The sequence below is a fragment of the Diaphorobacter sp. LI3 genome (assembly GCF_022807955.1).
GTDB classification, from domain to species: Bacteria; Pseudomonadota; Gammaproteobacteria; order Burkholderiales; family Burkholderiaceae_C; genus Diaphorobacter; species Diaphorobacter nitroreducens.
Map to the genome: position 1 here is coordinate 434,622 of NZ_CP094346.1, position 25,712 is coordinate 460,333.

The 25,712-nt window shown below is 68.2% G+C and carries 27 protein-coding genes; 17 read left to right on the plus strand and 10 right to left on the minus strand.

The features are described from left to right. The first annotated feature begins 16 nt into the window (after positions 1-16). From MRB47_RS02075 to MRB47_RS02115, 9 genes are all read left to right on the plus strand, one after another. Positions 17-667, plus strand: coding sequence for a thiol:disulfide interchange protein DsbA/DsbL (locus MRB47_RS02075; protein WP_011803808.1), 651 nt, complete (start codon positions 17-19; stop codon positions 665-667). Between the two features lie 173 nt (positions 668-840). Next, the gene (lptA, locus tag MRB47_RS02080; protein WP_041838776.1) at positions 841-1,500 is read left to right on the plus strand and encodes a lipopolysaccharide transport periplasmic protein LptA; all 660 of its coding nucleotides are present in this window, start codon (positions 841-843) and stop codon (positions 1,498-1,500) included. 23 nt (positions 1,501-1,523) lie between these two features. Then, a complete protein-coding gene (lptB, locus tag MRB47_RS02085; RefSeq protein WP_088888621.1) occupies positions 1,524-2,276 on the plus strand; it encodes an LPS export ABC transporter ATP-binding protein in 753 nt (250 codons plus the stop codon). Between the two features lie 52 nt (positions 2,277-2,328). Beyond that, positions 2,329-3,906, plus strand: coding sequence for an RNA polymerase factor sigma-54 (locus tag MRB47_RS02090; RefSeq protein WP_252101774.1), 1,578 nt, complete (start codon positions 2,329-2,331; stop codon positions 3,904-3,906). Between the two features lie 3 nt (positions 3,907-3,909). Beyond that, positions 3,910-4,353: an acyl-CoA thioesterase gene (locus MRB47_RS02095; RefSeq protein ID WP_011803812.1), complete on the plus strand. Its 444-nt coding sequence runs from the start codon at positions 3,910-3,912 to the stop codon at positions 4,351-4,353. After that, entirely contained in the window at positions 4,350-5,663 is a 1,314-nt protein-coding gene (locus MRB47_RS02100) for a class I SAM-dependent RNA methyltransferase (RefSeq protein ID WP_252101775.1), read from the plus strand. Before MRB47_RS02095 ends, MRB47_RS02100 begins: the two co-directional genes overlap by 4 nt. After that, positions 5,653-6,138, plus strand: a complete 486-nt coding sequence (locus MRB47_RS02105) for a putative toxin-antitoxin system toxin component, PIN family (protein ID WP_220638394.1) — start codon at positions 5,653-5,655, stop codon at positions 6,136-6,138. Before MRB47_RS02100 ends, MRB47_RS02105 begins: the two co-directional genes overlap by 11 nt. After that, a complete protein-coding gene (locus tag MRB47_RS02110) occupies positions 6,126-7,427 on the plus strand; it encodes a UDP-N-acetylglucosamine 1-carboxyvinyltransferase (protein WP_252101776.1) in 1,302 nt (433 codons plus the stop codon). Before MRB47_RS02105 ends, MRB47_RS02110 begins: the two co-directional genes overlap by 13 nt. Positions 7,428-7,908: 481 nt before the next feature. After that, the gene (locus MRB47_RS02115) at positions 7,909-8,739 is read left to right on the plus strand and encodes a YecA family protein (RefSeq protein ID WP_011803816.1); all 831 of its coding nucleotides are present in this window, start codon (positions 7,909-7,911) and stop codon (positions 8,737-8,739) included. 200 nt (positions 8,740-8,939) lie between these two features. On the opposite strand, the gene MRB47_RS02120 is transcribed toward MRB47_RS02115, so the two are convergent. The 7 genes from MRB47_RS02120 to apaG form a co-directional block, all read right to left on the minus strand. Then, complete coding sequence (locus MRB47_RS02120; RefSeq protein WP_252101777.1) at positions 8,940-9,479, minus strand: CinA family protein; 540 nt, start codon at positions 9,477-9,479, stop codon at positions 8,940-8,942. Positions 9,480-9,484: 5 nt separating this feature from the next. Then, the gene (locus MRB47_RS02125; RefSeq protein ID WP_011803818.1) at positions 9,485-10,015 is read right to left on the minus strand and encodes a phosphatidylglycerophosphatase A; all 531 of its coding nucleotides are present in this window, start codon (positions 10,013-10,015) and stop codon (positions 9,485-9,487) included. Between the two features lie 63 nt (positions 10,016-10,078). Beyond that, complete coding sequence (gene thiL, locus MRB47_RS02130) at positions 10,079-11,053, minus strand: thiamine-phosphate kinase (RefSeq protein ID WP_252101778.1); 975 nt, start codon at positions 11,051-11,053, stop codon at positions 10,079-10,081. Positions 11,054-11,068: 15 nt separating this feature from the next. After that, positions 11,069-12,193, minus strand: coding sequence for a YbdK family carboxylate-amine ligase (locus MRB47_RS02135; RefSeq protein WP_012655413.1), 1,125 nt, complete (start codon positions 12,191-12,193; stop codon positions 11,069-11,071). Beyond that, on the minus strand, positions 12,183-13,448 hold the full coding sequence (locus tag MRB47_RS02140) for a cation:proton antiporter (RefSeq protein ID WP_011803821.1): 1,266 nt from the start codon (positions 13,446-13,448) through the stop codon (positions 12,183-12,185). Before MRB47_RS02140 ends, MRB47_RS02135 begins: the two co-directional genes overlap by 11 nt. 181 nt (positions 13,449-13,629) lie before the next feature. After that, positions 13,630-15,612, minus strand: coding sequence for a site-specific recombinase (locus MRB47_RS02145; protein ID WP_252101779.1), 1,983 nt, complete (start codon positions 15,610-15,612; stop codon positions 13,630-13,632). Then, the gene (apaG, locus tag MRB47_RS02150) at positions 15,609-16,016 is read right to left on the minus strand and encodes a Co2+/Mg2+ efflux protein ApaG (RefSeq protein ID WP_012655416.1); all 408 of its coding nucleotides are present in this window, start codon (positions 16,014-16,016) and stop codon (positions 15,609-15,611) included. The genes MRB47_RS02145 and apaG overlap by 4 nt, the downstream gene beginning before the upstream one ends. 121 nt (positions 16,017-16,137) lie before the next feature. On the opposite strand from apaG, the gene rpe reads away from it, so the two are divergent. Beyond that, positions 16,138-16,818, plus strand: a complete 681-nt coding sequence (gene rpe / locus MRB47_RS02155) for a ribulose-phosphate 3-epimerase (RefSeq protein ID WP_011803824.1) — start codon at positions 16,138-16,140, stop codon at positions 16,816-16,818. 40 nt (positions 16,819-16,858) lie between these two features. On the opposite strand, the gene MRB47_RS02160 is transcribed toward rpe, so the two are convergent. Further along, a complete protein-coding gene (locus MRB47_RS02160; RefSeq protein ID WP_252101780.1) occupies positions 16,859-17,224 on the minus strand; it encodes a hypothetical protein in 366 nt (121 codons plus the stop codon). Between the two features lie 166 nt (positions 17,225-17,390). Between MRB47_RS02160 and gph the strand changes: the two genes are divergently transcribed. Next, a complete protein-coding gene (gph, locus tag MRB47_RS02165) occupies positions 17,391-18,116 on the plus strand; it encodes a phosphoglycolate phosphatase (RefSeq protein ID WP_252101781.1) in 726 nt (241 codons plus the stop codon). 51 nt (positions 18,117-18,167) lie between these two features. Here gph and MRB47_RS02170 read toward each other — a convergent pair whose 3' ends face one another. Together MRB47_RS02170 and MRB47_RS02175 are read right to left on the minus strand one after the other, a co-directional pair. Next, on the minus strand, positions 18,168-19,931 hold the full coding sequence (locus MRB47_RS02170; RefSeq protein ID WP_252101782.1) for a methyl-accepting chemotaxis protein: 1,764 nt from the start codon (positions 19,929-19,931) through the stop codon (positions 18,168-18,170). A 122-nt stretch (positions 19,932-20,053) separates the two neighbouring features. After that, complete coding sequence (locus tag MRB47_RS02175) at positions 20,054-20,656, minus strand: chalcone isomerase family protein (RefSeq protein WP_011803828.1); 603 nt, start codon at positions 20,654-20,656, stop codon at positions 20,054-20,056. A gap of 356 nt (positions 20,657-21,012) precedes the next feature. Between MRB47_RS02175 and trpE the strand changes: the two genes are divergently transcribed. The 6 genes from trpE to trpC all read left to right on the plus strand — a co-directional run bounded on the left by trpE (position 21,013) and on the right by trpC (position 25,609). Beyond that, on the plus strand, positions 21,013-22,512 hold the full coding sequence (gene trpE / locus MRB47_RS02180; protein WP_252101783.1) for an anthranilate synthase component I: 1,500 nt from the start codon (positions 21,013-21,015) through the stop codon (positions 22,510-22,512). Beyond that, positions 22,509-22,853: a chorismate mutase gene (locus tag MRB47_RS02185; protein WP_011803830.1), complete on the plus strand. Its 345-nt coding sequence runs from the start codon at positions 22,509-22,511 to the stop codon at positions 22,851-22,853. Before trpE ends, MRB47_RS02185 begins: the two co-directional genes overlap by 4 nt. Further along, the gene (locus MRB47_RS02190; RefSeq protein ID WP_252101784.1) at positions 22,850-23,422 is read left to right on the plus strand and encodes an aminodeoxychorismate/anthranilate synthase component II; all 573 of its coding nucleotides are present in this window, start codon (positions 22,850-22,852) and stop codon (positions 23,420-23,422) included. The genes MRB47_RS02185 and MRB47_RS02190 overlap by 4 nt, the downstream gene beginning before the upstream one ends. A gap of 97 nt (positions 23,423-23,519) precedes the next feature. Then, positions 23,520-24,554 carry an anthranilate phosphoribosyltransferase gene (gene trpD, locus MRB47_RS02195; protein WP_011803832.1) on the plus strand — a complete coding sequence of 345 codons (1,035 nt, stop codon included), beginning with the start codon at positions 23,520-23,522 and terminating at the stop codon, positions 24,552-24,554. A gap of 10 nt (positions 24,555-24,564) precedes the next feature. Then, positions 24,565-24,738, plus strand: a complete 174-nt coding sequence (locus MRB47_RS02200) for a hypothetical protein (RefSeq protein WP_162844513.1) — start codon at positions 24,565-24,567, stop codon at positions 24,736-24,738. A 70-nt stretch (positions 24,739-24,808) separates the two neighbouring features. Then, on the plus strand, positions 24,809-25,609 hold the full coding sequence (gene trpC / locus MRB47_RS02205) for an indole-3-glycerol phosphate synthase TrpC (protein ID WP_252101785.1): 801 nt from the start codon (positions 24,809-24,811) through the stop codon (positions 25,607-25,609). Positions 25,610-25,712: the final 103 nt, after the last annotated feature.

The window sequence follows — 25,712 nt, forward strand, 5'->3', positions numbered from 1 at the left end:
GGAGTGATCCCAACCTATGAAACGCCGTGAGTTTTCTCTGACCGTCGCCTCCGCGGCCACCGCCCTGAGCCTGCCGCTGGCGGCGCCCGCACTGGCGCAAGGCCGCCAGTTCAAGGAAGGCAAGGACTACGTCAAGCTGGGCAAGCCTGTCGCAACCGAGGCACCTGCCGGGAAGATCGAAGTTATCGAGTTCTTCTGGTACAGCTGCCCGCACTGCAATACGTTCGAGCCTTCGCTGGAGGCCTGGATCAAGTCGGCGCCCAAGGACCTGCATATCCGCCGCGTGCCCGTGGCGTTCAATGCGAGCTTCGTGCCGCAGCAAAAGCTCTACTACGCGCTGGAAGGCATGGGCAAGCTGCCCGAGCTGCATGCGAAGGTGTTCCGTGCGGTGCACGTGGAACGCCTGCCGCTGAACAAGGACGAGCTGATCTTCGACTGGATCGGCAAGCAGGGCGTGGACGTGGCGAAGTTCAAGGAGGTCTACAACTCCTTCACCGTATCCAACCAGGTGCGCAAGGCGTCGCAGCTGCAGGACGGCTACCAGGTCGAGGGCGTGCCCTCCATGGGAGTGGCCGGCCGCTACTACACCGACGGCACCATGGCTGGCAACATGCAAAGCGTGCTGCAGGTGGTGGAGCACTTGGTTGGCGTAGCGCGCAAGGGCTGAAGCGCCCCGCCGCCACCAGCGACAAGCGCGCCTACGGGCGCGCTTTTTTCATGCCTGCGCACCGGTTGGCGCGGCGGCATGGCGGCCGGTGGCAGGCCTGTACGGGTTGATGCGATCCACTGCGGCGGCGGCGCGCTTGCGTCAGTACAATGGTCGCAAGATTCGTGCCCTCTATGAGAACCCGATTGCCCTTCCTCCTCCTGTCCCGCGCCGCAGCGCTGGCCCTGGCGCTGGCCGCATCGCCGCTGGTGCACGCCGAAAAAGCCGACCGCAACAAGCCCATGAACATCGAGGCCGATGCCCTGCGCCACGATGAGCTCAAGCAGACCAGCGTTTTCACCGGCCGTGTCGTCATGACCAAGGGCACCATCGTGCTGCGCGGCGCGCAGCTGGAGGTGCGCCAGGATGCCGACGGCTTCCAGTACGGTGTGGTGACGGCCGAGCCGGGCAAGCGCGCTTTTTTCCGGCAAAAACGTGACACCGCGCCGGGCGCGCCCGACGAGTTCGTCGAGGGCGAGGGCGAGGTCATCGAATACGACGGCCGCGCCGACGTGGTGAAGCTCATCCGCCGCGCCGAGCTGCGCCGCTACCGCGAGGCCACACTGACCGACGAGCTGGCCGGCGCCCTCATCGTCTACAACAACCTCACGGACGTGTTCACCGTGGACGGGCAGAAGACCGCGCCCGCCGGCGCCACTGCTGGCACGCCGGGCGGCCGGGTGCGGGCGGTGCTCGCGCCCAAGGAGCCTGCCTCGGGCACCAGCGCCACGCCGCCCGTGCGCACCGAGCCGCCCGCGCTGCGTACCAGCCCCAGCCTGGACGGCGCGAAGTGAGCGCGGCCTTGGACGATGCGCGCATGAGCGAAGGCGTCAGCCGCCTGGAGGCGCTGCACCTGGAGAAGTCCTACGGCAGCCGCAAGGTGGTCAAGGACGTGTCCGTGGTCGTGCAAAAGGGAGAGGTGGTGGGCCTATTGGGCCCCAACGGCGCCGGCAAGACCACGTCGTTCTACATGATCGTCGGCCTGGTGCGCAGCGACGGCGGCCGCATCAGCATCGACGGGCAGGACGTGACGGACATGCCCATCCACCGGCGCTCGCGGCTGGGCCTGTCGTACCTGCCGCAGGAAGCCTCGATCTTTCGCAAGCTCAATGTCGAAGACAACGTGCGCGCGGTGCTGGAGCTGCAGACCGACGAGGCCGGCCGCACCCTGCCGCGCGCCGAGGTGGAGCGGCGCCTGACCGCGCTGCTGCAGGAGCTGCGCGTGGACCACCTGCGCAAGTCGCCTGCACTGGCGCTGTCGGGCGGCGAGCGCCGGCGCGTGGAGATCGCGCGCGCGCTGGCCACGCAGCCGCGCTTCATCCTGCTGGATGAGCCCTTCGCCGGCATCGACCCGATCGCCGTGATCGAGATCCAGCGCATCATTGGCTTTCTCAAGGCGCGCGGCATTGGCGTGCTGATCACCGACCACAACGTGCGTGAGACGCTGGGCATCTGCGACCACGCCTTCATCATCAGCGACGGCCAGGTGCTGGCTCAGGGTACGCCGTCGGACATCGTCGACAACGCGGAAGTGCGCCGGGTGTACCTGGGCGAGCACTTCCGCATGTGAGAGTGATGGGCGACCACGGCGCGATGCAGGACCAGACAGTGGGTTGCAGGCCATGAAGCCCGGCCTGTCGCTGCGCGTCTCGCAGCACCTGGCGCTCACACCGCAGTTGCAGCAGTCGATCCGCCTGCTGCAGCTGTCCACGCTGGAGCTGGCCCAGGAGGTCGAGCAGATGCTCGACGAGAACCCCTTCCTGGAGCGCACGCTGGAAGAGGCCCCGCGCGAGGATTTCGGCCTGGCCCAGGCCGATGCACCGGTGAGCGAGCAAGACCGCGAAGCCGAAGATGCTATTTATTCAGGAGCTGTCAGCGCAGGACAGGAAAGCGCTACAAGCCAAAATGATGCAGAAACCTCCACCGCCGAAACGACGGCCGAACCCGCGGACTGGGAAGGCGACGGCTCGGTAGACCTGGCGCCCGACGACAGCGAGTGGGGCGGCGACGCCCCGGCGCGCAACGGTGCCGGCGCGGGGAGCGACGACGAGGTGGACGCCACCGAGCTGGCCCGCAGCCAGGAGTCGCTCACGGCCTTCCTGCACCGCCAGGCGCTGGCGCTGCGCCTGTCCGAGCTGGACATGGCCGCGCTGCGCTTCCTCATCGAATCGCTGAACGACGACGGCTACCTGGACGAGTCGCTGCAGGACCTGGCCGCCAGCCTGGCGGGCACCGAAGACCCCGAGCAACTCGATGAACTGGTGCACCGTTTCACCGTGGCGCTGCGCCTGCTGCAAAGCCTGGAGCCCGCGGGCGTGGGCGCGCGCGGACTGGCCGAATGCCTCACGCTGCAGTTGCGTGCGATGGTCCAGGACGAAGAGGGCGACCCCGACGTGATCCAGGCCGCGCTGGCCATCTGCGGACAGCCGCTGGACCTGCTGGCCAAGCGCGACGTGCGCCGCCTGGCGCAGGCCTGCGGCACCAGCGAAGAGCGCACGCGTGCCGCGATGGCTTTGATTGCGCGGCTGGAGCCACGCCCGGGCAGGCGCTTTGCCGACGTGGACCGCAACATCATCGTGCCCGACGTGATCGTCAAGAAAACCGGCCGCGGCGGACAGCAGAACTTCAGCGTGCAGCTCAACCCGGACGTGATGCCGCGCCTGCGCGTGCACGACATCTACGCCGGCGCGTTGCGCGGCGGCCGTGGCGAAGGCCACCAGGCGCTGCAGGCACGGCTGCAGGAGGCGCGCTGGTTCATCAAGAACATCCAGCAGCGTTTTGACACCATCCTGCGCGTGTCGCGCGCCATCGTGGAGCGGCAGAAGAACTTCTTCGTGCATGGCGAACTGGCCATGCGCCCGCTGGTGCTGCGCGACATTGCCGATGAACTGGGCCTGCACGAGTCCACCATCAGCCGCGTGACCACCGCCAAGTACATGGCCACGCCGCAAGGCACCTACGAACTCAAGTATTTCTTCGGCTCGGGGCTGGGCACCGAAACCGGCGGCAACGCCTCCAGCACGGCCGTGCGCGCGCTCATCAAGCAGTTCATCGCGGCCGAGAACCCGCACAAGCCGCTGTCGGACAGCCAGATCGCCGAGATGCTCAAGGAGCAGGGCATTGAATGTGCGCGCCGCACCGTGGCCAAATACCGTGAGGCGCTCAAGATCGCCCCGGCCAACCTCCGCAAGGCACTTTGAACCATGGCACGCGTCGTCTTTGACCTTCCCCCGCACTTCGGCTTCAGTACCGAGCTGCAGATCTACATCAGCCATGTCAACCAGGGCGGGCACCTGGACAACGCGCAGTTGCTCAGCCTCGTGTCCGAGGCGCGCGTGCGTTTCTTCAAGTCGCTGGGCTACCCCGAGGCCGACGTGGCGGGCCTGTCCACCGTGGTGGGCGACATCGTGGCGCAGTACAAGTCCGAGGCGTTCCACGGCGAGACGCTGCGCGTGGAGATGACGCCGCAGGACTTCAACCGCTACGGCTTCGACCTCGTCTTCCGGATGACCGAGAAGAGCCAGGGGCGCGAGATCGCGCGCGGCAAGACCGGCATCGTCTTCATCGACCGGGCGGCCCGCAAGCCCGCACCCATTCCTGAATCCGTGCTCCAGCCATTGCTGCAGCGCGCAGCACAGCCGCAATGAACCAGCTTCAACTCTTTTTGCCCTGCGCCGCTGGCGTGGAGGGCTATCTGGCCGACGAGGTGCATGGCCTCACGGGGCTGGCCGGGCAGGACCTGCTCGTGGGCCGCGCGGGCGTGCTGCTGCGCGCCTCCTGGCGCGACGCGCTGCGCCTGAACCTGCACAGCCGCCTGGCGCAGCGCGTGCTGGTGCAGCTGGCCGAGCGGCCCTACCGCAACGAGGACGACATCTATGCCGCCGCGGCCGACGTGGCCTGGGAGATCTGGTTCACCCCGCGCCAGAGCTTCAAGGTGGAGGTGACGGCCCAGCACAGCCCGCTCAAGAGCCTGAACTTCGCCGCGCTGCGCGTGAAGGATGCCGTGGCCGACCGCTTCCGCGCCAAGGCCGGCGTGCGTCCCGACGTGCAGACGCAGTGGCCCGACGTGCGCGTGCACCTGCACCTGACCAGCGACCGCGCCCAGATCTACATCGACACCTCGGGCGAGCCGCTGTTCAAACGCGGCTGGCGCGAGGACAAGGGCGACGCGCCGCTCAAGGAAACGCTGGCCGCCGCCATGATCGCCGCCACCGGCTGGGACCCGCATGGCGAGCAGCCGCTGCCGCTGTACGACCCCTGCTGCGGCAGCGGCACCGTGGTCATCGAGGCCGCGCAGATCGCCTGCCGCATCGCGCCGGGCCTGCAGCGGCGCTTTGCCTTCGAGAAGCTATTGCCGCACCAGGCGCATGTCTGGTCTGCTATCAAGGATGAAGCTGCCAGCGCCGTTACCACGGCCTCGGTGCCGATTTTTGGCAGCGACGTGTCGCACCGCATGGTGGACTTTGCCCAGCGCAATGCCGTGCGCGCCGGCGTGGCCGACGCGGTGCAGCTGCGCGGCGGCGATGCGCTGCAGCGCATGCCGCCCAGTGAACAACCCGGGGTGATGCTGCTGAATCCGCCGTATGGCGAGCGCATCGCCGCGGCCGGCACGGCGGGGCGCAATGCGCGTGAGCGCATGTCCACGGTCGAGCGCATGGGCCGCGAGACGGCGCAGACCGAGGACGGCGTGGACTTCTTCGCGCAGTTGGCCGCACACTGGAAGAAGCACTACGCCGGCTGGCAGGCCTGGATGCTCACGCCCGACCTCAAGCTGCCCAGCAAGATGCGCCTGAAGGAGTCGCGCCGCGTGCCGCTGTGGAACGGCCCCATCGAATGCCGCCTGTTCCGCTTCGACCTCGTGGCGGGCGCCGTGCGGGATCGGCCGCGCGCCGGCCACACGGGGGAGGGCGGCGCGGCCAACGGTGCGCCGGTCGGCGGAGCCTCGGATGCGTCCTGAGCTGCGCCTGCCCGCCGTGGCGCCGGCGGGCGAGAGCGCGCGTGCCGTGGTGCTGGACACCAACATCGTGCTCGACCTGTTCATCTTCGCCGACGCGGCCGTGGCCACCGTGCGTGCGCTGCTGCATGCCCAGCGCCTGGACTGGATTGCCACGCAGCACATGCGGGACGAGCTGGAGCGCGTGCTGCAGTACACCCACCTGCAGCCGCGCATGGCGTATTACGGCGTGGGCGCAGGTGACGTACTGACGGCGTTCGACGCGGGCGTGCGCCTGGTCGAGGTGGCGCCGCGCGCGCCCTGGGCCTGCAAGGACGCGGACGACCAGAAGTTCATCGACCTGGCGGTCGCGCACCGCGCCATCATCGTGTCCAAGGACAAGGCTGTGCTTTGCATGCGCAAACGGCTGTTGACGCAGGACACGCATGCGGTGGCAGCTATTGTTTTTGAAGAGATTTGCGAACCATGTCCAACCTGATCGTGCATGGCGGCACGCCGCTGCGTGGCCGCGTCACCCCCTCGGCCAACAAGAACGCGGTATTGCCCGTGCTGTGCGCCACGCTGCTCACGCGCGCGCCGCTGCGCCTGGTGGGCGTGCCCGACATCACCGACGTGCGCAAGATCCTGGAGATCTTCCGCACCCTGGGCAGCGAGGTGCGCTGGGACCATGCCAGCGCCACGCTGGAACTGCACCACCAGGCCACGCATTTCGACGCCGCCACGCACCGCCTGCCCGAGGAGATGCGCTCGTCCATCATGCTGGTGCCGCCGCTGCTGGCGCGCTTCGGCGTGGCGCGGCTGGAGGACAACGTGAAGGGCTGCACCCTGGGCGTGCGCGAGATCGACCCGCATGTGGAGGTCTTTCGCAGCTTCGGCGGCCAGGTGGAGCGGGCCGAGGGCTCGCTGCTGGTGCGCCGCGTGGGCATGCTCACGCCGGTGCACCACTGGCTGGACTATGCCTCGGTGACCACCACCGAGAACTTCGTGCTGTGCGCCGTGGCCGCGCAGGGCACCTCCACGCTGACCAACGCGGCGTCCGAGCCGCACGTGCAGGAGTTCTGCCGCTTCATGCAAATGCTGGGCGCGCAGATCGAGGGCGTGGGCACCTCGCGGCTTACGGTGCATGGCGGCGGCGACCTGGGGGGCGGTGAATTCCGCTTTGCCGAGGATTTCCACGAGATCACCACCTTCCTGGCGCTGGGGGCCATCACCGGCGGCGACGTGGTGGTGAAGAACAGCGCACCGGAGAACTTCCCGCTGATCGACCGCACGTTTGCCAAGTTTGGCGTGCGCGTGGAGCACCGGGACGGCTGGTCGCGCGCCTCCGTGGACGGGCCGCTCACGGTGCAGACGCCCTTTACCCCCAACGTGCTGACCAAGGTGGAGGCAGCACCCTGGCCCTATTTCCCGGTGGATCTGCTGCCGATCTTCATCGCGCTGGGCGTGCGTGCGCAGGGCAACGCGATGTTCTGGAACAAGGTGTACGACGGCGCTTTAGGCTGGACGGGCGAGCTGTCCAAGTTTGGCGCGCATGTGTACCAGTCCGACCCGCACCGCATCGTCACCTTCGGTGGCGGGCCGCTGGCGCCGGCGGTGGTGGAGAGCCCCTACATCATCCGCGTGGCGATCGCGCTGTTCATGGTGGCGGCCAGTATCCCGGGACGCTCGGAGATCCGCAACGCCACGCCCATCCGCCGCGCGCACCCGCACTTTGTGGAGAACCTGCGCAGCCTGGGGGCCCGGGTGGAGTGGACGGCAGAGGAGTAGCCGCGCCCTGATCGCCCCAGCCTTCGCTGCGCTGCAGCACAAAAGTGAATTGTGGTTTATACTTACGCCTAAGGGTTAACACCTAGTGGTTAACCCGGTGTTGGTCGGCGTATGAGATGCGCGCCGTTCCGCACCGGATGAGCATCTCAGTCAGGAAACCACACCATGCGCGAAGCCGTCCGTCTGATCCTCGAGTTCATCCAAGAAGCCCGCGAGGCCCATCTGGAGATCGCCAGCCAATAAGGCTGGGTGGGCCGCCCAGGCGGCCCTTTGTTACCGACCGCTGCGCCCCATTGCCCTGGCATGGGGCGTTTCTGTTTTTAAGCCAAATCAAGCTCTAGCGCTTGTGTAATAAGCGCGAGCAGCTATTAATACAATAGCTAGTGCGCAACCTGCGGCGTTACACTGCGCGCCTCAGGCCTCATGGGGCCCTGTTCCTCCCCCTCCTTAGCCCGCGGGTCCAAGCCCCGCCCGATTCCGCATGAACGCCACCTCCGATACCCCCGCATCCGCCGCCGCCCCCGCCCTGGGGCCGGACGAACTGGACGAACTCGACAGCCTGCTGGACGACCTGCGCACGCGTGAGGAAGATGTGCCGCAGTGGGAGTTCTGCGACGGCTTCCTGACGGCGCTGGTCTGCACGCGCCGCCCCGTGCCCGCGGCGGAATGGCTGCCCATGCTGCTGGGCGACGGCCTGGAACTGGACGTGGCCGAAGGCGAGCCCCTGCCGCTGGTGCCCACGTTCAAGGACCTGGCGCAGCAGGAGCGCTTCCTTGCCTTGTGGGAGCTGCGCCGCGCCGAAGTGCAGGCGCAACTGGACGAGCAGGCCGAATCGCTGGACGCCGACAACGCCTTCCAGCCCGAGGTGATCGACATGCGCGGCGCCATCGCCAGCCTGCCCGAGGAGGAGCGCGCCGAGATGGCGGGGCAGGAGATTCCTTCCTTCGGCCAGGTCTGGGCGCTGGGCTTCATGTTCGCCGTGGAGAACTGGCCCGAGGACTGGGCCACCCCGCGCGACAAGGAAGCCGCCCAGTGGCTGGACGGCGCGCTCGAATCCATCGTCGCCCTCACCGAGGACGACACCGGCAAGCCCGAGATCTGCATGTACGCCGAAGACGGCCCGCCCAGCACCAGCCAGGAGCGGCTGGAGGTCTTTGGCGAGGCCATCTGGGGCGTGTACGACCTGCGCCAGCTCTGGCGCAGCCTGGGTCCGCGCCAGGAAACCATCGTCAAGGGCGAGCAGCCCGGCCGCAACGACCCCTGCCCCTGCGGCAGCGGCAAGAAGTACAAGAAGTGCTGCGGCGCGGCTTGACGCGGCCTTGCCTGGTGTAGCTGGCCTGGCGCGGCTCGGTCTGACGCGACCCGGTCTGACGCGACCCGGCCTGACGCGGCACGGCCTGACGCGGCCCGGTTCGACTCGCCGGCATTGAGTGGGCGGCACGCAGCCGGTGGCCCGGTATTGCGCTCTGGGCCTGCCCAGGTGCTACGGCGCCGCCAGGCCCAGTGGGGCCGTCAGGAGCACGAAGGGGCAGGCGCCTGTGCCAGCAACTGCGCCAGCCGCCCCAGCGCGTGGCGCACCGTGGCGGCGCGCACGGCGGCGCGGTCTCCGCCAAAGCGCCGCAGTTCCGAATGGGTGGCGCCCGCCACGCACCAGCCGAACCATACCGTGCCCACCGGCTTGTCCGGGCTGCCGCCCGTGGGGCCGGCCACGCCCGTCACGGCCACGCTGACCTGCGCGGCGCTGTGGCGCACGGCGCCCTCGGCCATGGCGCGGGCCACGGGCTCGCTCACGGCGCCGTGGGCCGTGATGAGATCGGCGGGCACGCCCAGCAGCGCGGTCTTGGCGGCGTTGGAATAGCTGACGAAGCCGCGCTCGAACCATTGGCTCGACCCCGACAGGTCGGTGCAGGCCGCGGCGATCAGGCCGCCGGTGCAGCTCTCGGCCGTGGCCAGCATCCAGCCGCGTGCGAGCAGGGCCGTGGAGATATGAATCAAATTGGCCGCCAGCGCTTGTCCATCAAGCGCTGGCAGCTCTATTTTTGATAGTTCCATGGCATTCACCCGAACCAGTGGCGCCACAGCGCGATCACCAGCAGCGTGCAGAACGCGGCCACCAGGTCGTCCAGCATGATCCCCAGGCCGCCGCGCCAGCCGAAGCCCTTGAACAACCGGTCGGCCCAGGCCACGGGGCCGGGTTTGGCGGCATCGAAATAACGGAACAGCGCAAAGGCGGCGAGCTGGCCCCAGAAGCCCATGGGCATGGCCAGCCACAGCACGATCCAGATCGCGACGATCTCATCCCACACGATGTGGCCGGGGTCTGCCACGCGCATGTGGCGTGCGGTGACGGTGCAGGCCCACCAGCCCAGCAGCAGCGACAGCGCGATCAGCAGCCCCATGCCGCGCGGCGTGAGCCACAGTTGCAGCACCAGGAACGCCAGCCACCCCCACAGCGTGCCCACCGTGCCCGGTGCCACACGCGACAGTCCGCTGCCAAAGCCCAGCGCGATGCAGTGCGCGGGGTGCACGAACAGAAAGCGGCGCAGGGCGTGGGGCGGCAGTGGGGTGGGGGGCGGCGTATCGGGCATGGGCGGCAAGGATGCAAGGGCCGGCCGATGCTACCAGCGGCGCCGGCCCGGTAGCGGGAGCGGTCAGGCGAAGTGGTCGAACGAGGCGAAGTGCTGCGCCACGGGCTGCCCCTGGCTGTCCACCACACGCAGGCCGGGCGCGGGCTCGACGCGGCCGATGCGCGTGGCGCGCGTACCGCTGGCCTGCGCGGCGGCCTGCACGGCGGCCTGCTGTGCGGGAGGGGCGGTGAAGACCAGTTCGTAGTCGTCGCCGCCGGCCAGCGCGCATTGCATCAGCGTTTGTGCGCCAAAACCGGCTGTAGCGCCCGCCTGCTGGGCGCTAGCAGCTAGTAAATTGGTAGCGACGGTGGCGTCCACGCTGGCGCCCACGCCCGAGGCCTTCAGGATGTGACCCAGGTCGCCCAGCAGGCCATCGCTCACGTCGATGGCGCTGCTGGCCACGCCGCGCAGCGCCAGACCCAGCGCCACGCGCGGTGTGGGCTGCTCCAGCCGTGGGCGCAACTGCTGCAGGGCGGCGGGCGGCAGCGCCAGGCGGCCGCGCAGCGCATCCAGCGCCAGGCGCGCCTCGCCGGGCGTGCCGCTCACGTAGATGTCGTCGCCCACCCGCGCACCGCTGCGCAGCAGGGCCTGGCCCGTGGGCACTTCGCCGAACACGGTGACGCAGAGGTTCAGCGGCCCCTGCGTGGTGTCGCCACCGACCAGCTCGCACTGGTGCGCGTCGGCCAGCCGCAGCAGGCCGTCCGCAAACGCTTGCAACCAGGGCGCATCCACGCGCGGCAACGCCAGCGCCAGCGTGAAGGCCAGCGGCCTGGCGCCGCAGGCGGCCAGGTCCGACAGGTTCACCGCCAGCGCCTTGTGGCCCAGGTGCGCGGGGTCCACGTCGGCAAAGAAATGGCGGCCCTCGACCAGCATGTCGCTGGACACGGCCAGCTGCATGCCGGGTGCGACCGACAGCAGCGCGCAGTCGTCGCCCACGCCCAGCGTCGCACGGCGCACCGGGCGCGTGAAATAGCGCGCAATCAGGTCGAACTCACCCATGGGCGGCTGCCGCGTTCAGATGTCGTGCCCGCGAAAGCGCAGCGCGGCCTGGCGGCTGACCTCGGCCAGCAACTGCTCTTCGCGCTGGCGCTCGCGCAGCCAGCGGGCGTCGTTCTGGCCCAGCGCGGTCTCACCGCGCAGCATGTGCAGCGCGCCCGATGCGCCATGCGTGCCGGCGTAGCGCGCCACGTGGTCCAGCGTCTGCAGGATGTGGTCGCGCAGCGGCATGTGGTCGCCGCTGGCAGGGTCCACGTACACCGCGTCCAGCCCGAAGCGGCAGGCCTGGAAGCGGTTGTAGGTGTAGACGAGGTAGTCGTCCTCGGTGGGGGTGAAGGGCTGCTCGGCCAGGAACCACGCGGCCAGCGACTGCACGTAGCCGGCCAGGGCCGCGGCGCGCTCGATGGTGAGCGGCGTGTCGAACACGCGGATTTCGATGGTGCCGTACTCGGGCTTGGGGCGGATGTCCCAGTAAAAGTCCTTCATGCTCTTGACCACGCCGGTGCGCGTCATTTTGTTGAAGTACTGCTCGAACTCGCTCCAGGTGAGTACGCAGGGCGCGCGGCCCGACAGCGGGAACGCGAACACCGAGTTGAGGCGCGCGGAGTCGAACTGCGTGTCCTGCGCCTGCACGTACGGGCTGGAGGCCGACAGCGCGATGAAGTGCGGGATGTAGCGGCTCATGCGGTGCAGCATGAGCAGGGCGGAGTCGGCGTCGGGGCAGCCGATGTGCACGTGCTGCCCGAAGATGGTGAACTGCTTGGACAGGTAGCCGTACAGCTGCGACAGCTCCTGAAAGCGCGGCTTGTCGTAGATGCGCCGCTCGTGCCATTGCTGGAAGGGGTGCGTGCCGCCGCCGACGACGGCGATGTTGAGCTTGTCCGCGCTCTTGACCAGCGCGTCGCGGATCTGCGTGAGTTGGCCCAGCACCTCGGAGCTGCTGTGGCACACGCCGGTGGAGATCTCGATCATGCTGTTGGTCATCTCGGGCACCACGCTGCCGGGCAGCGGCACCTTCTTCATGAGGCGCAGCATGTCCTCGGCGTAGGGCGCGAGGTCGTAGTCGTTGGTGCTCACGAGCTGCAGTTCCAGCTCGACGCCCAGCGTCAGGGGCTCGGAATGGTGGAAGGCTTCAAGACTCACGTTGGGTGTCTCCGGTGTTGCTGCCGCGGCTGCTCAGGGGCGCCCAGGGTTTGGAGCTTTCGCCCGCGCGGTAGATGGCCACGGTGGCGATCACCGCGCCCAGCACTTCCATCACCAGGATGGCCGGCAGGGCGATGCGCGCGATCAGGTGGCCCGTGGAGGCCGAGGCCACCACGAACTGCGAGGCCACCAGCAATGCGATGGCCGACATCGGCGCCATGGCGCAGCTCAGCCACAGGGCCTGGCGCCAGCTGGCGCCACTGCCCACGTTGCCCACGCCCACGCCCAGCGCCTTGGCCAGCAGGCGCACGAAGATCAGCGCCAGCACGGCGCCGACCACCGGGCCGCTCCAGTCGGCCTGCGCGGCGACGGTGGAGACGAGCACGAACATCAGCATCGTCAGCAGCGAAGAGGCGGTGCCCATCTGCCGCGGCCAGGCCCAGGGGCGCGGGTGCAGTTGCTTGAGCAGCATGCCGCCCAGCAGCGCGGCCAGCGGGGCCGAGCCGCCCATGTGCGCGGTGACGGCGGTGCTGGCGGCGATCAGGGCCATCAGCAGCATGGAGGTGTTCTCGCTCGTCGGGCTCATCACGCGCAACGCCAGGCGCAGGATGAGCGACAGCAGTGCACCCACGGCCACAGAAACGCCCAGCACCACCAGCGCGGGATACAGCGTGCCCACCAGGCCCACGCCGGGGCGGTTGATGAGCTCGGCCTGCGCGCTGCCCAGCGCCAGCGCATACAGGGACGACAGCGTTGCGAGCACCACGGCACGGTCGGTCACGGGGCCGGCGGCGCGCGTGTCGGACACCACGCGCGTCAGAACCGCCGGTGATGCCGCCATCGCGACCAGGGCCAGTGGGCCGGCGGCGCGCTCGGGTACGTCGAACCACAGCATCGTCCAGTACACCGCGAAATAGGTGAAGGCGGACTCCGCGATGCTCTGCACCAGCACCATGGGGTTATGGCGGAACCAGCGCAGCGGAATGCGACCGCCCGCCTCGAACAGCACCACGGCCACGCCCAGCTCCACCAGGAACAGGCCAATGCCCTGCAGCGGCCACACGGCGCCGCCAAAGCCCAGCAGGCCCACGATGGTGCCCACGAGCGTGTAACCCACGACCTTGGGCAGGCCGCTGTAGCGTTGCACCAGATAGCCCGTGATGGAGGCCACGGCCAGCAGCAGCGACCACTGCACCGTGGGCAACCCCGCCGATGGGCGCAGCCACTGCGCCCAAAAGCTCATCAGCTCATTCATTGTTGTAGATCCTCTGTCTCGTGCGGGCAGGCCCGCTGGATGCCCGGGCGCAGCCTGCACCAAGGGCGCGCGCTGCAGCTGCGTGGAACGTGACTACGTTCCCAGGCTGTTAACTGAATGTATCTGCAGCGGTCGCGTTACTTCTGTAGGACGGCGCGCAGCCTGCGGTGGGCGCACCTTATCAGACGGTGCGGCGCCGGGGCAGGAAAAAGCCCAGCGGCGCGCTGCGCCAGCGCGCCAGCAGCGCGCGGTAGATGCGCGCGCGGTCCACGCTGCCCACGTTGTGCGCACGCAATGCCAGGCGGAACGCCAGGTAGAAGCTGACGAGGACGTTGAGCGCACCGTTGAAGGGCACCATGGCCACGGCCCACCAGAAAGCCGGCTGGTGCAGCACGTCCATGCCCAACGTGGCGCTGGCCACGCCGATCTGCCCGGTGGACAGCGTAACGTGGCGCACATCCAGGCCCAGGCCGAAGAACGCGGCAAAGGCCGGCGTCAGCCCCAGCATGAAGCCGAGCGAAATGTTGGCCGCAAAGCCCGAGATGTTGCCCCGCAGGAAGCGCGCCCAGCGGGCGGCGCGTGCAGCACCCAGCATGTGCGTGATGCGCGGGTTGTACTGGATGGCCGAGTCCAGCCGGCGCAATACGAACCAGTTCTCCACCCAGCCCGCGAAAATGCTGGACGCGAACAGCAGCACGCCGGTGAAGGCCGCGAACAGCAGCGAGGGGCCCAGCAGGTGCAGCGACTGCAGCACGTGTTCCGCCTGGGCCGTGCCGATGGCCGGCTGCCCGAGCATCTGCGCGATGAGCAGCGCCAGGGCCAGCGCCCCGGGGAACACCAGCAGCACGTTGCCCAGCACGGCGGCCACCTGCGAGCGCACGAGGTGCGCGACCTCGTCCACGAAGGACTCCAGCCCCTGCGCCTCGTCCAGGTCCTTGAGCTTGGCGGCCATGGCGGGTGCCGTCATGGCGGGCTGCTTGGTGGCCACGGTGAAGTGCAGCAGCTGGATCAGCACGAAGCTGACGGCGTAGTTCACGCCCGCCATGAAGCCGCCCCAGAACGCGGACAGCGCCAGCGCGTACAGCCCGAACTTGGCCAGCGTGGTGAAGGCCATCACTAGCCCGCCACCCGCCGCCTTGCGCACCATGGCCAGGTATTCGCCCGCCGTGCGGGTGATGTAGTGCGCGCCTGTCTCGGCACTGCGCTCGGCGACCTTGGCCGCCAGCATGGACGAGTTGGACGCCACCAGCGCACGCAGGCTGCGACGCTCGCGCCCCACGGTCACCAGGCGCGCAAGGAACTTGGCCGCCGCCACGGCGGGGCGGGGCGACAGCAGGCATTCCAGCAGCTCCCGCACGCGCAGGATGCGCTCGCGCAGCTGGCGCAGGCGAAACACCAGGCCCACGGAGATGCCGTTGTCCTCGAAGTGCGCATACACCGTGTTGGTGGCGGCGCGGCAGGCGTCCAGGCGCTCGCGCAGGCGCTGCACGGCTTCCTGCAGGCGATCGCCGGTGCGCAGCGGGTGCTCCACCTCCACGCGCAGGCTCTCCACGTCGCGGATCAGCGCATGAAAGGGCTGGGCCTCGCGCGCCTCCTCGCTCATGCGCAGACGCAGCTCGGGCGCAAAGCCGGTGGACAGGATCTGCCCGGCGCAGTAGGTGATGGCGTCCAGCAGCGCGCGCTGCCAATGGCTGGCGCCGCCCTGCTCGCTGGCGGGCACCAGCACGGCCAGCAGGCGGCCCAGCAGGGTTTCGTCCAGCGACGCCAGCCAGCGCGCGTCGAAATCGCTAGGCAGCGCCAGCATGAACAACTCCGACGCATCCAGCGTTTCGGGGCTGGAGGGCAGCAGTTTGTAGCGCACGCGCTCGGCCAGCTCGCTGGCCATGGAGGTGCGCTGGGCAAAGCCGAAGTCCGCCAGCAGCGTGGTGATGTCCACCTGCTGCGTGAGCGCTGCCCACCAGGCTTGCAGCCGCACCTGGATGTCGGGCGAGCGTTCCGCCGCGTCGACCAGCAGGGCCACGCGGCCTGCGGCGCCCTCTGTGGACTGGCCGTCGCCGCGCACCCAATCCAGCACGGCGATGAGTTGCAGGTGCCGCTGTGCCAGCGGTGCGGTCGGGTCGATACCGGCGAGCAGCTGCGCCAGATCAGGGCCGCTGCGGCTCAATGCAGCACCCTTGCCGCCATGGGCTGGCCCGGTTGGCCGGGCGAGAATGCCTCCAGCACGAACAGCTCGATCGGACAGGTGAACGGCTCACCGTCCTCGGCCACGCAGAAATAGCTGCCGTGCATGCTGCCGCTGGCGGTGCGCAGGCGGCAGCCGCTGGTGTACTGAAATGCCTCGCCGGGCTTGAGCAGCGGCTGCTGGCCCACCACGCCCAGGCCCTTGACCTGCTCGGTGTGGCCATTGGCGTCGGAGATGATCCAGTGGCGTGAAATCAGCTGCGCGGTCACGTCGCCCGTGTTGGTGATCGTGATGGTGTAGGCAAAGCTGTATACGCCTTCGTCGGGCGCGGACTCGTCGGGTAGGTACTGCGGCTGCACCTCCACCTGGAACTGGTATTTCGGCATCGTGCAATGGTAGCGGCGATGGTGCGGCCCGCGTCGCACAAGGCCTGCTAAGGCCCCGCTCCGGCTGTGCCCGGCATGCGAACGTCGCGCCGCGGCGGCGTCAACTGCGACAATCGCGGCCATGAGCCGCACCTACCGCATCGCCCCCTCCATCCTGTCTGCCGACTTTGCCCGCCTGGGCGAAGAAGTGCGCAACGTCATCGCCGCCGGCGCCGACTGGATCCACTTTGACGTGATGGACAACCACTATGTGCCCAACCTCACCTTCGGCCCCATGGTGTGCCAGGCCCTCAAGCCCCATGCCGTGACGCCCGCAGGGCACGCCGTACCGATCGACGTGCACTTGATGGTGCAGCCCGTGGACGAACTGGCCACGGCGTTTGCCAAGGCGGGGGCGGACCTCATCAGCTTCCACCCCGATGCCTCGGCGCACGTGCACCGCAGCATTCAGAACATCCGCGCGCAGGGCTGCAAGGCGGGCCTGACCTTCAACCCCGCCATGCCGCTTGACGTGCTGGACTGGGTGATCGAGGACATCGACCTGATCCTGTTGATGAGCGTGAACCCCGGCTTTGGCGGACAGAGCTTCATCGACAGCACGCTGCGCAAGATCGAAGCGGCCCGCAGGCGCATCGAGGCCTCGGGCAAGGACATCCGCCTGGAGGTGGACGGTGGCATCAAGGCCGACAACATCCGCCGGGTGGCGGATGCGGGCGCGGACACGTTCGTTGCAGGCAGCGCCATCTTCGGCAAGAGCGACTACAAGGCGGTGATCGACGCCATGCGCGCCGAACTGGCGTGAGGCGCCGCCGCGCGGCTTGATCGCAATCCGCTGAAAAAGCCTATTGCACCGGCGTGGTGGCTTCGCGCAGCACGCCACCGCCTTCCACCGAGCCCGACACCGTGGCGCTGCTGCGCACGCGCGCCTCGCAATCGGACCGGTCCTGTGGAGTCTTGAAGGCCTCGCAGCGGGCCAGCGCGTTGCGCTCATAGATGCTGGTGTCGCTGCTGGACAGCTGGCCGGCGCGCGCGGCCTGGGCGGCCGCCCCTGCCTCGCGTACGCAGGCGGCGCGGCTTTCCGCGGGCACGGACGCGCAGGCGGCACGATCGCTGCTGTACTGGCTGCGCACTTCGTTGGCAGCCTGCGCCGCGCCGGCGCACAGCAGCAATGCGGCGGGAAGCAGGGCGGTGAATCGATGCAATGCCATGGGATGACCTCCTGAAGGGCGATGGTTTTGACGGTTCCAACAATGGCTGTCCATCGTAGGGCGCCACCCGGAAGGCGTCTGTCCGCATGCGGCGCCGTGGTGTGTCGGACGGGTCGGACAGCGCATACACTGCCCGCGCTCAATGCATGACTGACAAGGACAAGGGATGGAACGGGTGCAACAAGACCTCGCCGCGCTGCTCGCGCGCACCGACGCCGCGATCGTGGACCTCGACGGCACCATGGTGGATACGTTGGGCGATTTTGCCGAGGCGCTCAATCGCATGCTGCGCGACCTGCAACTGCCCGCCATCGCGCCCGCGGCGATCGAACGCATGGTCGGCAAGGGGTCGGAGCATCTCCTGCGTTCAGTACTAAAACACGTTCTAGCGCCCGACCAGCAAGCGCTGAAAGCTATGCAATTGGAAGCAAAGGCCGAGGCCTTGTATCCCCAGGCGTGGGAGCGCTACCAGCACCATTACCTGGCCATTAACGGCCAGTATGCGGCGCTGTACGCCGGCGTGGCCGAAGGGCTTGCTGCGCTGCACCGCACCGGTCGGCCGCTGGTGTGCCTGACCAACAAGCCCACCGACTTCGCCCGGCCTCTGCTGCGCGCCAAAGGGCTGGACGGCTTCTTCACCCACGTGTTCGGCGGCGATGCGTTCGCGCGCAAGAAGCCCGACCCGCTGCCACTGCTCAAGGCCTGCGAGGCGGTGGGAACCTCGCCCGCGCGCACGCTGATGATCGGCGACTCCAGCAACGATGCCCAGGCCGCGCGTGCGGCGGGCTGCCCCGTGGTGCTGGTGACGTACGGCTACAACCACGGCCAGCCCGTGCGCGGCGTGGACGCGGACGGCTACGTGGATGCGCTCACCGAGCTGATCGCTAGCTGAATTCCTCCGGCCGCATGCGCGCCATGGGCGCCGCGCGGGGCGCCCGGGTCCTCAGAAGCTCTCCCATTCGTCGTTGTCGGCAGCAGCCGTGCGGGCCGCCTGCGCGGGTTGAGGGCGCGCTGCTGCTGGACGTGCCAAGGCGGCGGCTGGCGCCCGGGTGGACGCCGGCGGCGTGGCGGGCCGGGCAGGGGCGGCGGGTGTCGCGGAGGTGGCGGGTACGGGAGTCGGCACGGCGGTGGCATGCACGGGCGCCATGCGCGGCAGGGCGGAGGCGTTCTGCGCCAGCTTGAACACGGCGACGGCCTCGACGAGCTCGCGGGCCTGGCCGCTGAGGCTGCTGGCGGCGGCGGCCATCTCCTCGACCAGCGCGGCGTTCTGCTGCGTGGCCTGGTCCATCTGGGTGATGGCCTCGCCCACCTGTGCAACGCCCGAGCTTTGCTCGCTGCTGGCGGCGCTGATCTCCCCCATGATGTCGGTCACGCGGCGAATGGCGGTGACCACCTCGGTCATGGTGGCACCGGCCTTGTCCACCAGCTGCGAGCCCTGCTCCACGCGCTCCACGCTGGCGGTGATGAGCTGCTTGATCTCCTTGGCGGCCTCGGCCGAGCGCTGCGCCAGCGCGCGCACCTCGCCGGCCACCACGGCAAACCCGCGGCCTTGCTCACCGGCACGCGCGGCCTCCACGGCGGCATTCAGCGCCAGGATGTTGGTCTGGAAGGCAATGCCATCGATCACCCCAATGATGTCGGCGATCTTGCGGCTGGACTCATTGATGCCGCGCATGGTGTCCACCACCTCGGAGACCACCTCGCCGCCGTGCACGGCGACGGTGCTGGCATTCATGGCGAGTTGGTTGGCCTGGCGGGCGTTGTCGGCGTTCTGGCGCACGGTGGCGCCCAACTGCTCCATGGAGGCGGCCGTTTCTTCCAGGGCGCTGGCCTGGCTCTCGGTGCGGCCGGACAGATCGTGGTTGCCCTGCGAGATCTCCGCGCTGGCCGACGCGACGCTCTCCGCATTGGCGCGCACGCCGGCCACTACGCGAGCGAGGTTGCCCTGCATGTGGCCCAGTGCCTTCAGCAGCGCCGCGGCTTCGTCGCGGCCGTGGGCTTGGATGGACTGGGTGAGGTCGCCTTCGGCGATCAAGCCTGCGCCGCGCACGGCCAACTGCAGGGGCCCGGTCACGGATCGGCTCAACAAGATGGCGGCGCCCGCGCCCACCAGCAGCGCCACTGCGGTCACGACCATCAGGATGGCGCGACTGAGCGTGGCCTGCTTGGCAGCGTTGTCGCGGGTGCTTTCGTACAGCGCGCGCTGGCGCTGTTCCATGGCGACGATGGACTGTAGGTAAGCGTCGGCCAACGGCTTGAGCTGGCTGTCGAGCAACTCACCCACACTCTCGCCGGCAGCCTTGCGCTTGAGCAATTCAGCCCGCGGGCCGCGATAGGCTTCGCGCGTCTTCGCGATGTCGGCGAGCAAGCGGCGTCCTTCGTCGGTGGTCACCAGCCGCTCCACCACCTCCTGCGCCTTGGATGCTTCTTCGGAGGTCTTGGCAATCTCGCTTTGCCAGCTCGAGAGATGGGAGGTGTCCGCATCCAGGATGGCGGCGCGCGTGCGCACCCAGTTCAGGTCAATCGCCTGCCGCCATGTGCTGGCGGCGCGCAGCCGTTCGTTGTCCGTGCTGGTGAGCTGATGGGTGACGCTTGCCAACTCCTGCAAACGCCATATGCCTACCGCCGCGATGACCACGGTGATGAGCAGAACCAAGCCGAAGGACAAGGCCAGGCGCGTGCCGACCTTGAAGTTGCTGAGATGCATAGAGGCCCCTTGCTGCGCAATTGCAATAAAGTGTATTGCCAAGGGGGATGTGGCTGAAAACGCCATCAGAGGGTCAATGGCATGCTTTCTCTGCGCATCGTCACTGCGTGGGTCGATGGGCTTTATTCCTTGCCCAGCAGGGCGTCCTTGAGCTTCCAGTCGGCCGGCTGGCTGCCGAGCCAGATACCCAGCAATGCGTTGAAGAATTCGGGCTCCTTGAACGGTTCGCCCTGCGGGACGCCCTTCACCGTCACCTGCGTGCCCGTGCCGGGCAGCCAGTCCACGACGAACTGTTCGCCCGCCATGAGCTTCTTGTGCTCCGAAAAGATCTGGCTCATGCGCAGCACGCCCGGAATCAGCTTGGAAAAGGCGGCCTTGTCCATGTTGTCTTCCATACCGCGCGAGAACAGCTTGCCGAGTTCCGTGGAGTCGATGTCGCGCAGCATGGTCACGCTGATGCGCTTGGGGCCGCGCAGCGCGTAGACCTCGGCAGGCGTGGACGCCTTCTTCTCCAGGTACAGGCCTGCGGCATACACCTTGAACACGGCCTTGTAGCGCACACCGGCGCCATTGAGTTGCAGCTTGCTGCCGCCCAGGTCGAGGGTGGGCTCGAACTTGACGCCGGCTGCGGTCGTCGGCTCCGTCGATGCGGGAGCCGGAAGCGCCAGGCACAGGGGAAGGGCCAGAGCACCCCACTGCAGGGTGCGACGACGGGTGAAGGGCATTGCGCAACTCCAAAAAAAGAACGATCGTTCGTTTCTAAATGTTGCGCCATCGAGGGCTGGTCGGCAATAGGGTTTTCGCGTGGATGCGCTGCAGCATCCACCGCGCAGGTGACAAAGTGCTTTGCTACACTGCGGGTCCATGTTCATTCACCACACGTTCATCACAGGTTGCAGCGACCGGGGAGCCTGGCCCTGGCGCAAGCCTGCGTCGTTGAACCCCTGACTGCACCTGGGCGCCTCCCCAGCGTGCGCCCGTGGTCCCACACGTGCTGTCCTGCACGGGGCCGACTCCTCTGAATGATCCTGCGGCGCACTGGCCAGCCAGCGACCGCGCCGCACGAGCTGGGAATCTTCTTGTGATCACTGAACTGGAATTCAAAAGCCTGGCCAGCGAAGGCTACAACCGCATCCCGCTGATGGCGGAAGCTTTTGCGGACCTGGAAACCCCTCTCTCCCTGTACCTCAAGCTGGCCCATGGCAAGGGCGACGGCAAGCACAGCTTTTTGCTGGAGTCGGTCGTCGGCGGCGAGCGCTTCGGGCGCTACAGCTTCATCGGCCTGCCTGCGCGCACCTTGCTGCGGTCCAGCGGCTTCGGCGATGCGGCGCGCACCGAGGTGGTGACCGACGGCCAAGTGGTGGAGACGCACCCGGGCAACCCGCTGGACTTCATTGCCGCCTACCAAAAGCGCTTCAAGGTGGCGCTGCGCCCGGGGCTGCCGCGCTTTTGTGGCGGGCTGGCGGGCTACTTCGGCTACGACGCGGTGCGCTACATCGAGAAGAAGCTAGAGGCCACCTGCCCGTCCGACACGCTGGGCTGCCCCGACATCCTGCTGCTGCAGTGTGAGGAACTGGCGGTCATCGACAACCTCTCGGGCAAGCTGTACCTCATCGTCTACGCCGACCCGGCCCAGCCCGAGGCCTATGCCAGGGGCAAGAAGCGCCTGCGGGAGCTGAAGGACCAGCTCAAGTATTCCGTGAGCGCGCCCGTGGTGCGGCCCACCGAGAGCCACACCGCACAGCGCAGCTTTGCCAAGGCCGACTACTTGAGGGCCGTGGAGCGCGCCAAGGAGCTCATCGCCGCGGGCGACTTCATGCAGGTGCAGGTGGGCCAGCGCATCCACAAGCGCTACACCGAATCGCCGCTGTCGCTGTACCGCGCGCTGCGCTCGCTGAACCCGTCGCCGTACATGTACTACTACAACTTCGGCGAGTTCCAGGTGGTGGGCTCCAGCCCCGAGATCCTGGTGCGCCAGGAGAGCACGCCCGAGGGGCAGAAGGTCACCATCCGCCCGCTGGCCGGCACGCGCCCGCGCGGCGCCACGCCCGAGGCCGACAAGGCCACCGAAGTGGAGCTGGTGAACGACCCCAAGGAACGCGCCGAGCACGTGATGCTGATCGACCTGGCGCGCAACGACATCGGCCGCATCGCCAAGACCGGCACCGTGAAGGTGACCGAGGCCTTCGCGGTGGAGCGCTACAGCCACGTGATGCACATCGTGAGCAACGTGGAGGGCATCCTCAACGACGGCATGACCAGCATGGACGTGCTCAAGGCCACCTTCCCGGCAGGCACGCTCACCGGCGCGCCCAAGGTGCACGCCATGGAACTGATCGACCAGCTGGAGCCCAGCAAGCGGGGCCTCTACGGCGGCGCCTGCGGCTACCTGAGCTATGCGGGCGACATGGACGTGGCCATCGCCATCCGCACCGGCATCGTCAAGGACGGCACGCTCTACGTGCAGGCGGCGGCCGGCGTGGTGGCCGACTCGGTGCCCGAGCTCGAATGGAAGGAAACGGAACACAAGGCGCGCGCCCTGCTGCGTGCGGCCGAACTGGTGGAGGAGGGGCTGGAATGACCACCCGTGCAATCGACAAGACCCAGCCCTGCGCCAGCATGGCCGAGGTGCGCGCGCGCATCGACGCGCTGGACGACATTTTGGTGCCGCTGCTCGTGGAGCGCGGCGGCTACATGACCCAGGCTGCCCTCAACAAGCCGCGGGAAGACCAGGTGCGCGACGAAGCGCGCATCGAGGCCATCGTGCAGCGCGTGCGCGCGCGTGCGGCGGCCGAGGGCGGCGAGCCCGACGTGATCGAGGCCATCTACCGCAGCATGATGGAGGCCTACATCGCCTACGAACACCGTGAATTCGCGCGCCTGTGCGCAGAGGGCCGCAAGGGCCAGGAGGTGACGCCATGACGCGCGTGCTGATGGTCGACAACTACGACAGCTTCACCTACAACATCGTGCAGTACTTCGGCGAGCTGGGCGCCGAAGTCGATGTGTTCCGCAACGACGAGATCACGCTGGAGGGCATTGCCGCGCGTGCGCCCGACCGGCTGGTGATCTCGCCCGGGCCATGCTCGCCGGCCGAGGCGGGTATCTCGGTGGCGGCGATCCAGCACTTCGCCGGCAAGCTCCCCATCTTGGGCGTGTGCCTGGGCCACCAGAGCATTGGCGCGGCCTTCGGCGGCAAGATCATCCGGGCGCAGCAACTCATGCATGGCAAGACCAGCGTCATCACCACCACGCAGACGGGCGTGTTCGCCGGCCTGCCCAAGCAGTTCACGGTGAACCGCTACCACTCGCTGTCCATCGAGCGCGCGAGCTGCCCTGAAGTGCTGGAGGTGACGGCCTGGACGGACGACGGCGAGATCATGGGAATCCGCCACCGCGAGCTGGCCATCGAGGGCGTGCAGTTCCACCCCGAGAGCATCCTCACCGAGCACGGCCACGCGATGCTCAAGAACTTCCTGGATCAAAAATAATAGCTGCCAGCGCTTGCCTGTCAACGAATTCACTGCGAAAAATGCTTGAAATGCATATACAGCAAGCGCAAGCAGCTATCAAAATAGAGGTACTTCCATGACCCCCATCACCCCCCAGGAAGCGCTGCAGCGCACCATCGAGCACCGCGAGATCTTCCACGACGAGATGCTGCACCTCATGCGCATGATCATGAGCGGCGAACTCTCGCCCGTCATGACCGCGGCCATCACCACCGGCCTGCGCGTGAAGAAGGAAACCATCGGCGAGATCACCGCCGCCGCGCAGGTGATGCGCGAGTTCTCCCACAAGGTGCAGGTGCACGACACCAAGCACCTCGTGGACATCGTGGGCACGGGCGGCGACGGCGCCAACACCTTCAACATCTCCACCTGCGCCACCTTCGTGATCGCCGCCGCGGGCGCCAAGGTCAGCAAGCATGGCGGGCGCAGCGTCAGCAGCAAGAGCGGCAGCGCCGACGCCATGGAGGCGCTGGGCGTGCACATCAACCTGCAGCCTGCGCAGATCGCGCAGTGCATTGGCGACGTGGGCATCGGCTTCATGTTCGCGCCCAACCACCACCCCGCCATGAAGAACGTGGCGCCGGTGCGCAAGGAGCTGGGCGTGCGGACCATTTTCAACATCCTGGGGCCGCTGACCAACCCGGCAGGTGCGCCCAACATCCTCATGGGCGTGTTCCACGAAGACCTGGTGGGCATCCAGGTGCGTGCGCTGCAACGCCTGGGCGCCGAGCACGCGCTGGTGGTCTACGGCCGTGACGGGCTGGACGAAATCAGCCTGGGCGCGGGCACGCTGGTGGGCGAATTGAAAGACGGCGCGGTGCGCGAGTACGAGATCCACCCCGAGGACTTCGGCCTGCGCATGGCGGGCACGCGGGCGCTGCGCGTGGAGAACCCGACCGAATCCAAGGCCATGCTGATGGGCGTGCTGCAGGGCGACGAAGGCCCGGCGCGCGACATCGTCTGCCTGAATGCCGGTGCCGCCTTGTATGCTGCCAACGTGGCCGACTCGCTGGAAGACGGCCTGCGCCGCGCCCAGCAGGCCCTGGCCAGCGGCGCGGCCCTGGCCAAGCTGCAGCAGCTGGTCGCCTACACCCAGAAGCTCGCGGCCTGAGCGCACGGCGATGAGCCTGCTGGACGCTCCCATCTGGAACGACCCCGCGACGTGGATCGTGCTGGGCGTGTCGCTGCTGTTCATCGTCGTGGGCATCGTGATGCACCGCATCATCATGAAGGTGGTGCGCGGCCCGGCACCGCCCACGCAAGGCCACGAGGGCCCGGTACCTCCGCGCGAATGAGCGGGACGGGCGCTGGCGCCAGTGCGCGACGTCACCATTGACGCTCCCTGTGGGGAGCAAGGAAGCAAGCATGTCCGACATCCTGAAGAAAATCTGCGACGTGAAGGTCGAGGAAGTGGCCGCCGCGCAAAAGCGCGTGTCCTTCGCCGACATGCGCCGCGACGCCGAGAGCCGCGTGCTCACGCGCGACTTCGTGGGCGCGCTGCGCGCCAAGATCGACCAGGGCCAGGCCGGCGTGATCGCCGAAATCAAGAAGGCCAGCCCCAGCAAGGGCGTGATCCGCGAGGATTTCATCCCGTCCGACATCGCGCAAAGCTACGCCGAGGGCGACGGCAAGGTCAGCGCGGCCTGCCTGTCGGTGCTGACCGACCGCCAGTTCTTTCAAGGCCAGCCCGATTACCTGAAGCAGGCACGCGCCAGTTGCCCGCTGCCGGTGCTGCGCAAGGACTTCATGATCGACCCGTACCAGATCTACGAGTCGCGCGCTTTTGGAGCGGACTGTGTGCTGCTGATCGCCGCCTGCCTTGAGGATGGCCTGATGGCCGAGATGGAGCAGATCGCCCGCAGCCTGGACATGGCCGTGCTGGTGGAGGTGCACGACGGTGCCGAGCTGGAGCGCGCGCTGCGCCTGCAGACGCCGCTCGTGGGCATCAACAACCGCAACCTGCGCACCTTCGAGGTCAGCCTGCAGACCACGCTGGACCTGAAGAAGGAAGTGCCCGCCGACCGCCTGCTGGTGGCCGAGTCCGGCATCCTTGCGCCGGTGGATGTGCACACGCTGCGCGATGCCGGCGTGAATGCGTTCCTGGTGGGCGAGGCCTTCATGCGCGCGCCCGACCCGGGGCGGGCGCTGGCCCAGCTGTTCGCCTGACGGCCGCAGGCCGGGCGTCCCCCGGGGTTGGGGCGGTGGCGGCATACTGCGCCCATGAAAGTCATCGGGCCGCGTCGATGAGCCTTGTCTGAGGCGGTTACCC

Coding starts and splice junctions, on each gene's coding strand:
- MRB47_RS02175 (WP_011803828.1), bottom strand. CDS start 20,656: ATGCCCTTCACCCGTCGTCGCACCCTGCAGTGGGGTGCTCTGGCCCTT.
- thiL (WP_252101778.1), bottom strand. CDS start 11,053: ATGGGTGAGTTCGACCTGATTGCGCGCTATTTCACGCGCCCGGTGCGC.
- MRB47_RS02200 (WP_162844513.1), top strand. CDS start 24,565: ATGAGCCTGCTGGACGCTCCCATCTGGAACGACCCCGCGACGTGGATC.
- trpD (WP_011803832.1), top strand. CDS start 23,520: ATGACCCCCATCACCCCCCAGGAAGCGCTGCAGCGCACCATCGAGCAC.
- MRB47_RS02110 (WP_252101776.1), top strand. CDS start 6,126: ATGTCCAACCTGATCGTGCATGGCGGCACGCCGCTGCGTGGCCGCGTC.
- gph (WP_252101781.1), top strand. CDS start 17,391: ATGGAACGGGTGCAACAAGACCTCGCCGCGCTGCTCGCGCGCACCGAC.
- lptA (WP_041838776.1), top strand. CDS start 841: ATGAGAACCCGATTGCCCTTCCTCCTCCTGTCCCGCGCCGCAGCGCTG.
- lptB (WP_088888621.1), top strand. CDS start 1,524: ATGAGCGAAGGCGTCAGCCGCCTGGAGGCGCTGCACCTGGAGAAGTCC.
- apaG (WP_012655416.1), bottom strand. CDS start 16,016: ATGCCGAAATACCAGTTCCAGGTGGAGGTGCAGCCGCAGTACCTACCC.
- MRB47_RS02170 (WP_252101782.1), bottom strand. CDS start 19,931: ATGCATCTCAGCAACTTCAAGGTCGGCACGCGCCTGGCCTTGTCCTTC.
- MRB47_RS02100 (WP_252101775.1), top strand. CDS start 4,350: ATGAACCAGCTTCAACTCTTTTTGCCCTGCGCCGCTGGCGTGGAGGGC.
- MRB47_RS02160 (WP_252101780.1), bottom strand. CDS start 17,224: ATGGCATTGCATCGATTCACCGCCCTGCTTCCCGCCGCATTGCTGCTG.
- trpC (WP_252101785.1), top strand. CDS start 24,809: ATGTCCGACATCCTGAAGAAAATCTGCGACGTGAAGGTCGAGGAAGTG.
- MRB47_RS02095 (WP_011803812.1), top strand. CDS start 3,910: ATGGCACGCGTCGTCTTTGACCTTCCCCCGCACTTCGGCTTCAGTACC.
- MRB47_RS02190 (WP_252101784.1), top strand. CDS start 22,850: ATGACGCGCGTGCTGATGGTCGACAACTACGACAGCTTCACCTACAAC.
- MRB47_RS02140 (WP_011803821.1), bottom strand. CDS start 13,448: ATGAATGAGCTGATGAGCTTTTGGGCGCAGTGGCTGCGCCCATCGGCG.
- MRB47_RS02090 (WP_252101774.1), top strand. CDS start 2,329: ATGAAGCCCGGCCTGTCGCTGCGCGTCTCGCAGCACCTGGCGCTCACA.
- MRB47_RS02120 (WP_252101777.1), bottom strand. CDS start 9,479: ATGGAACTATCAAAAATAGAGCTGCCAGCGCTTGATGGACAAGCGCTG.
- MRB47_RS02075 (WP_011803808.1), top strand. CDS start 17: ATGAAACGCCGTGAGTTTTCTCTGACCGTCGCCTCCGCGGCCACCGCC.
- MRB47_RS02125 (WP_011803818.1), bottom strand. CDS start 10,015: ATGCCCGATACGCCGCCCCCCACCCCACTGCCGCCCCACGCCCTGCGC.
- MRB47_RS02105 (WP_220638394.1), top strand. CDS start 5,653: ATGCGTCCTGAGCTGCGCCTGCCCGCCGTGGCGCCGGCGGGCGAGAGC.
- rpe (WP_011803824.1), top strand. CDS start 16,138: ATGAGCCGCACCTACCGCATCGCCCCCTCCATCCTGTCTGCCGACTTT.
- MRB47_RS02115 (WP_011803816.1), top strand. CDS start 7,909: ATGAACGCCACCTCCGATACCCCCGCATCCGCCGCCGCCCCCGCCCTG.
- MRB47_RS02185 (WP_011803830.1), top strand. CDS start 22,509: ATGACCACCCGTGCAATCGACAAGACCCAGCCCTGCGCCAGCATGGCC.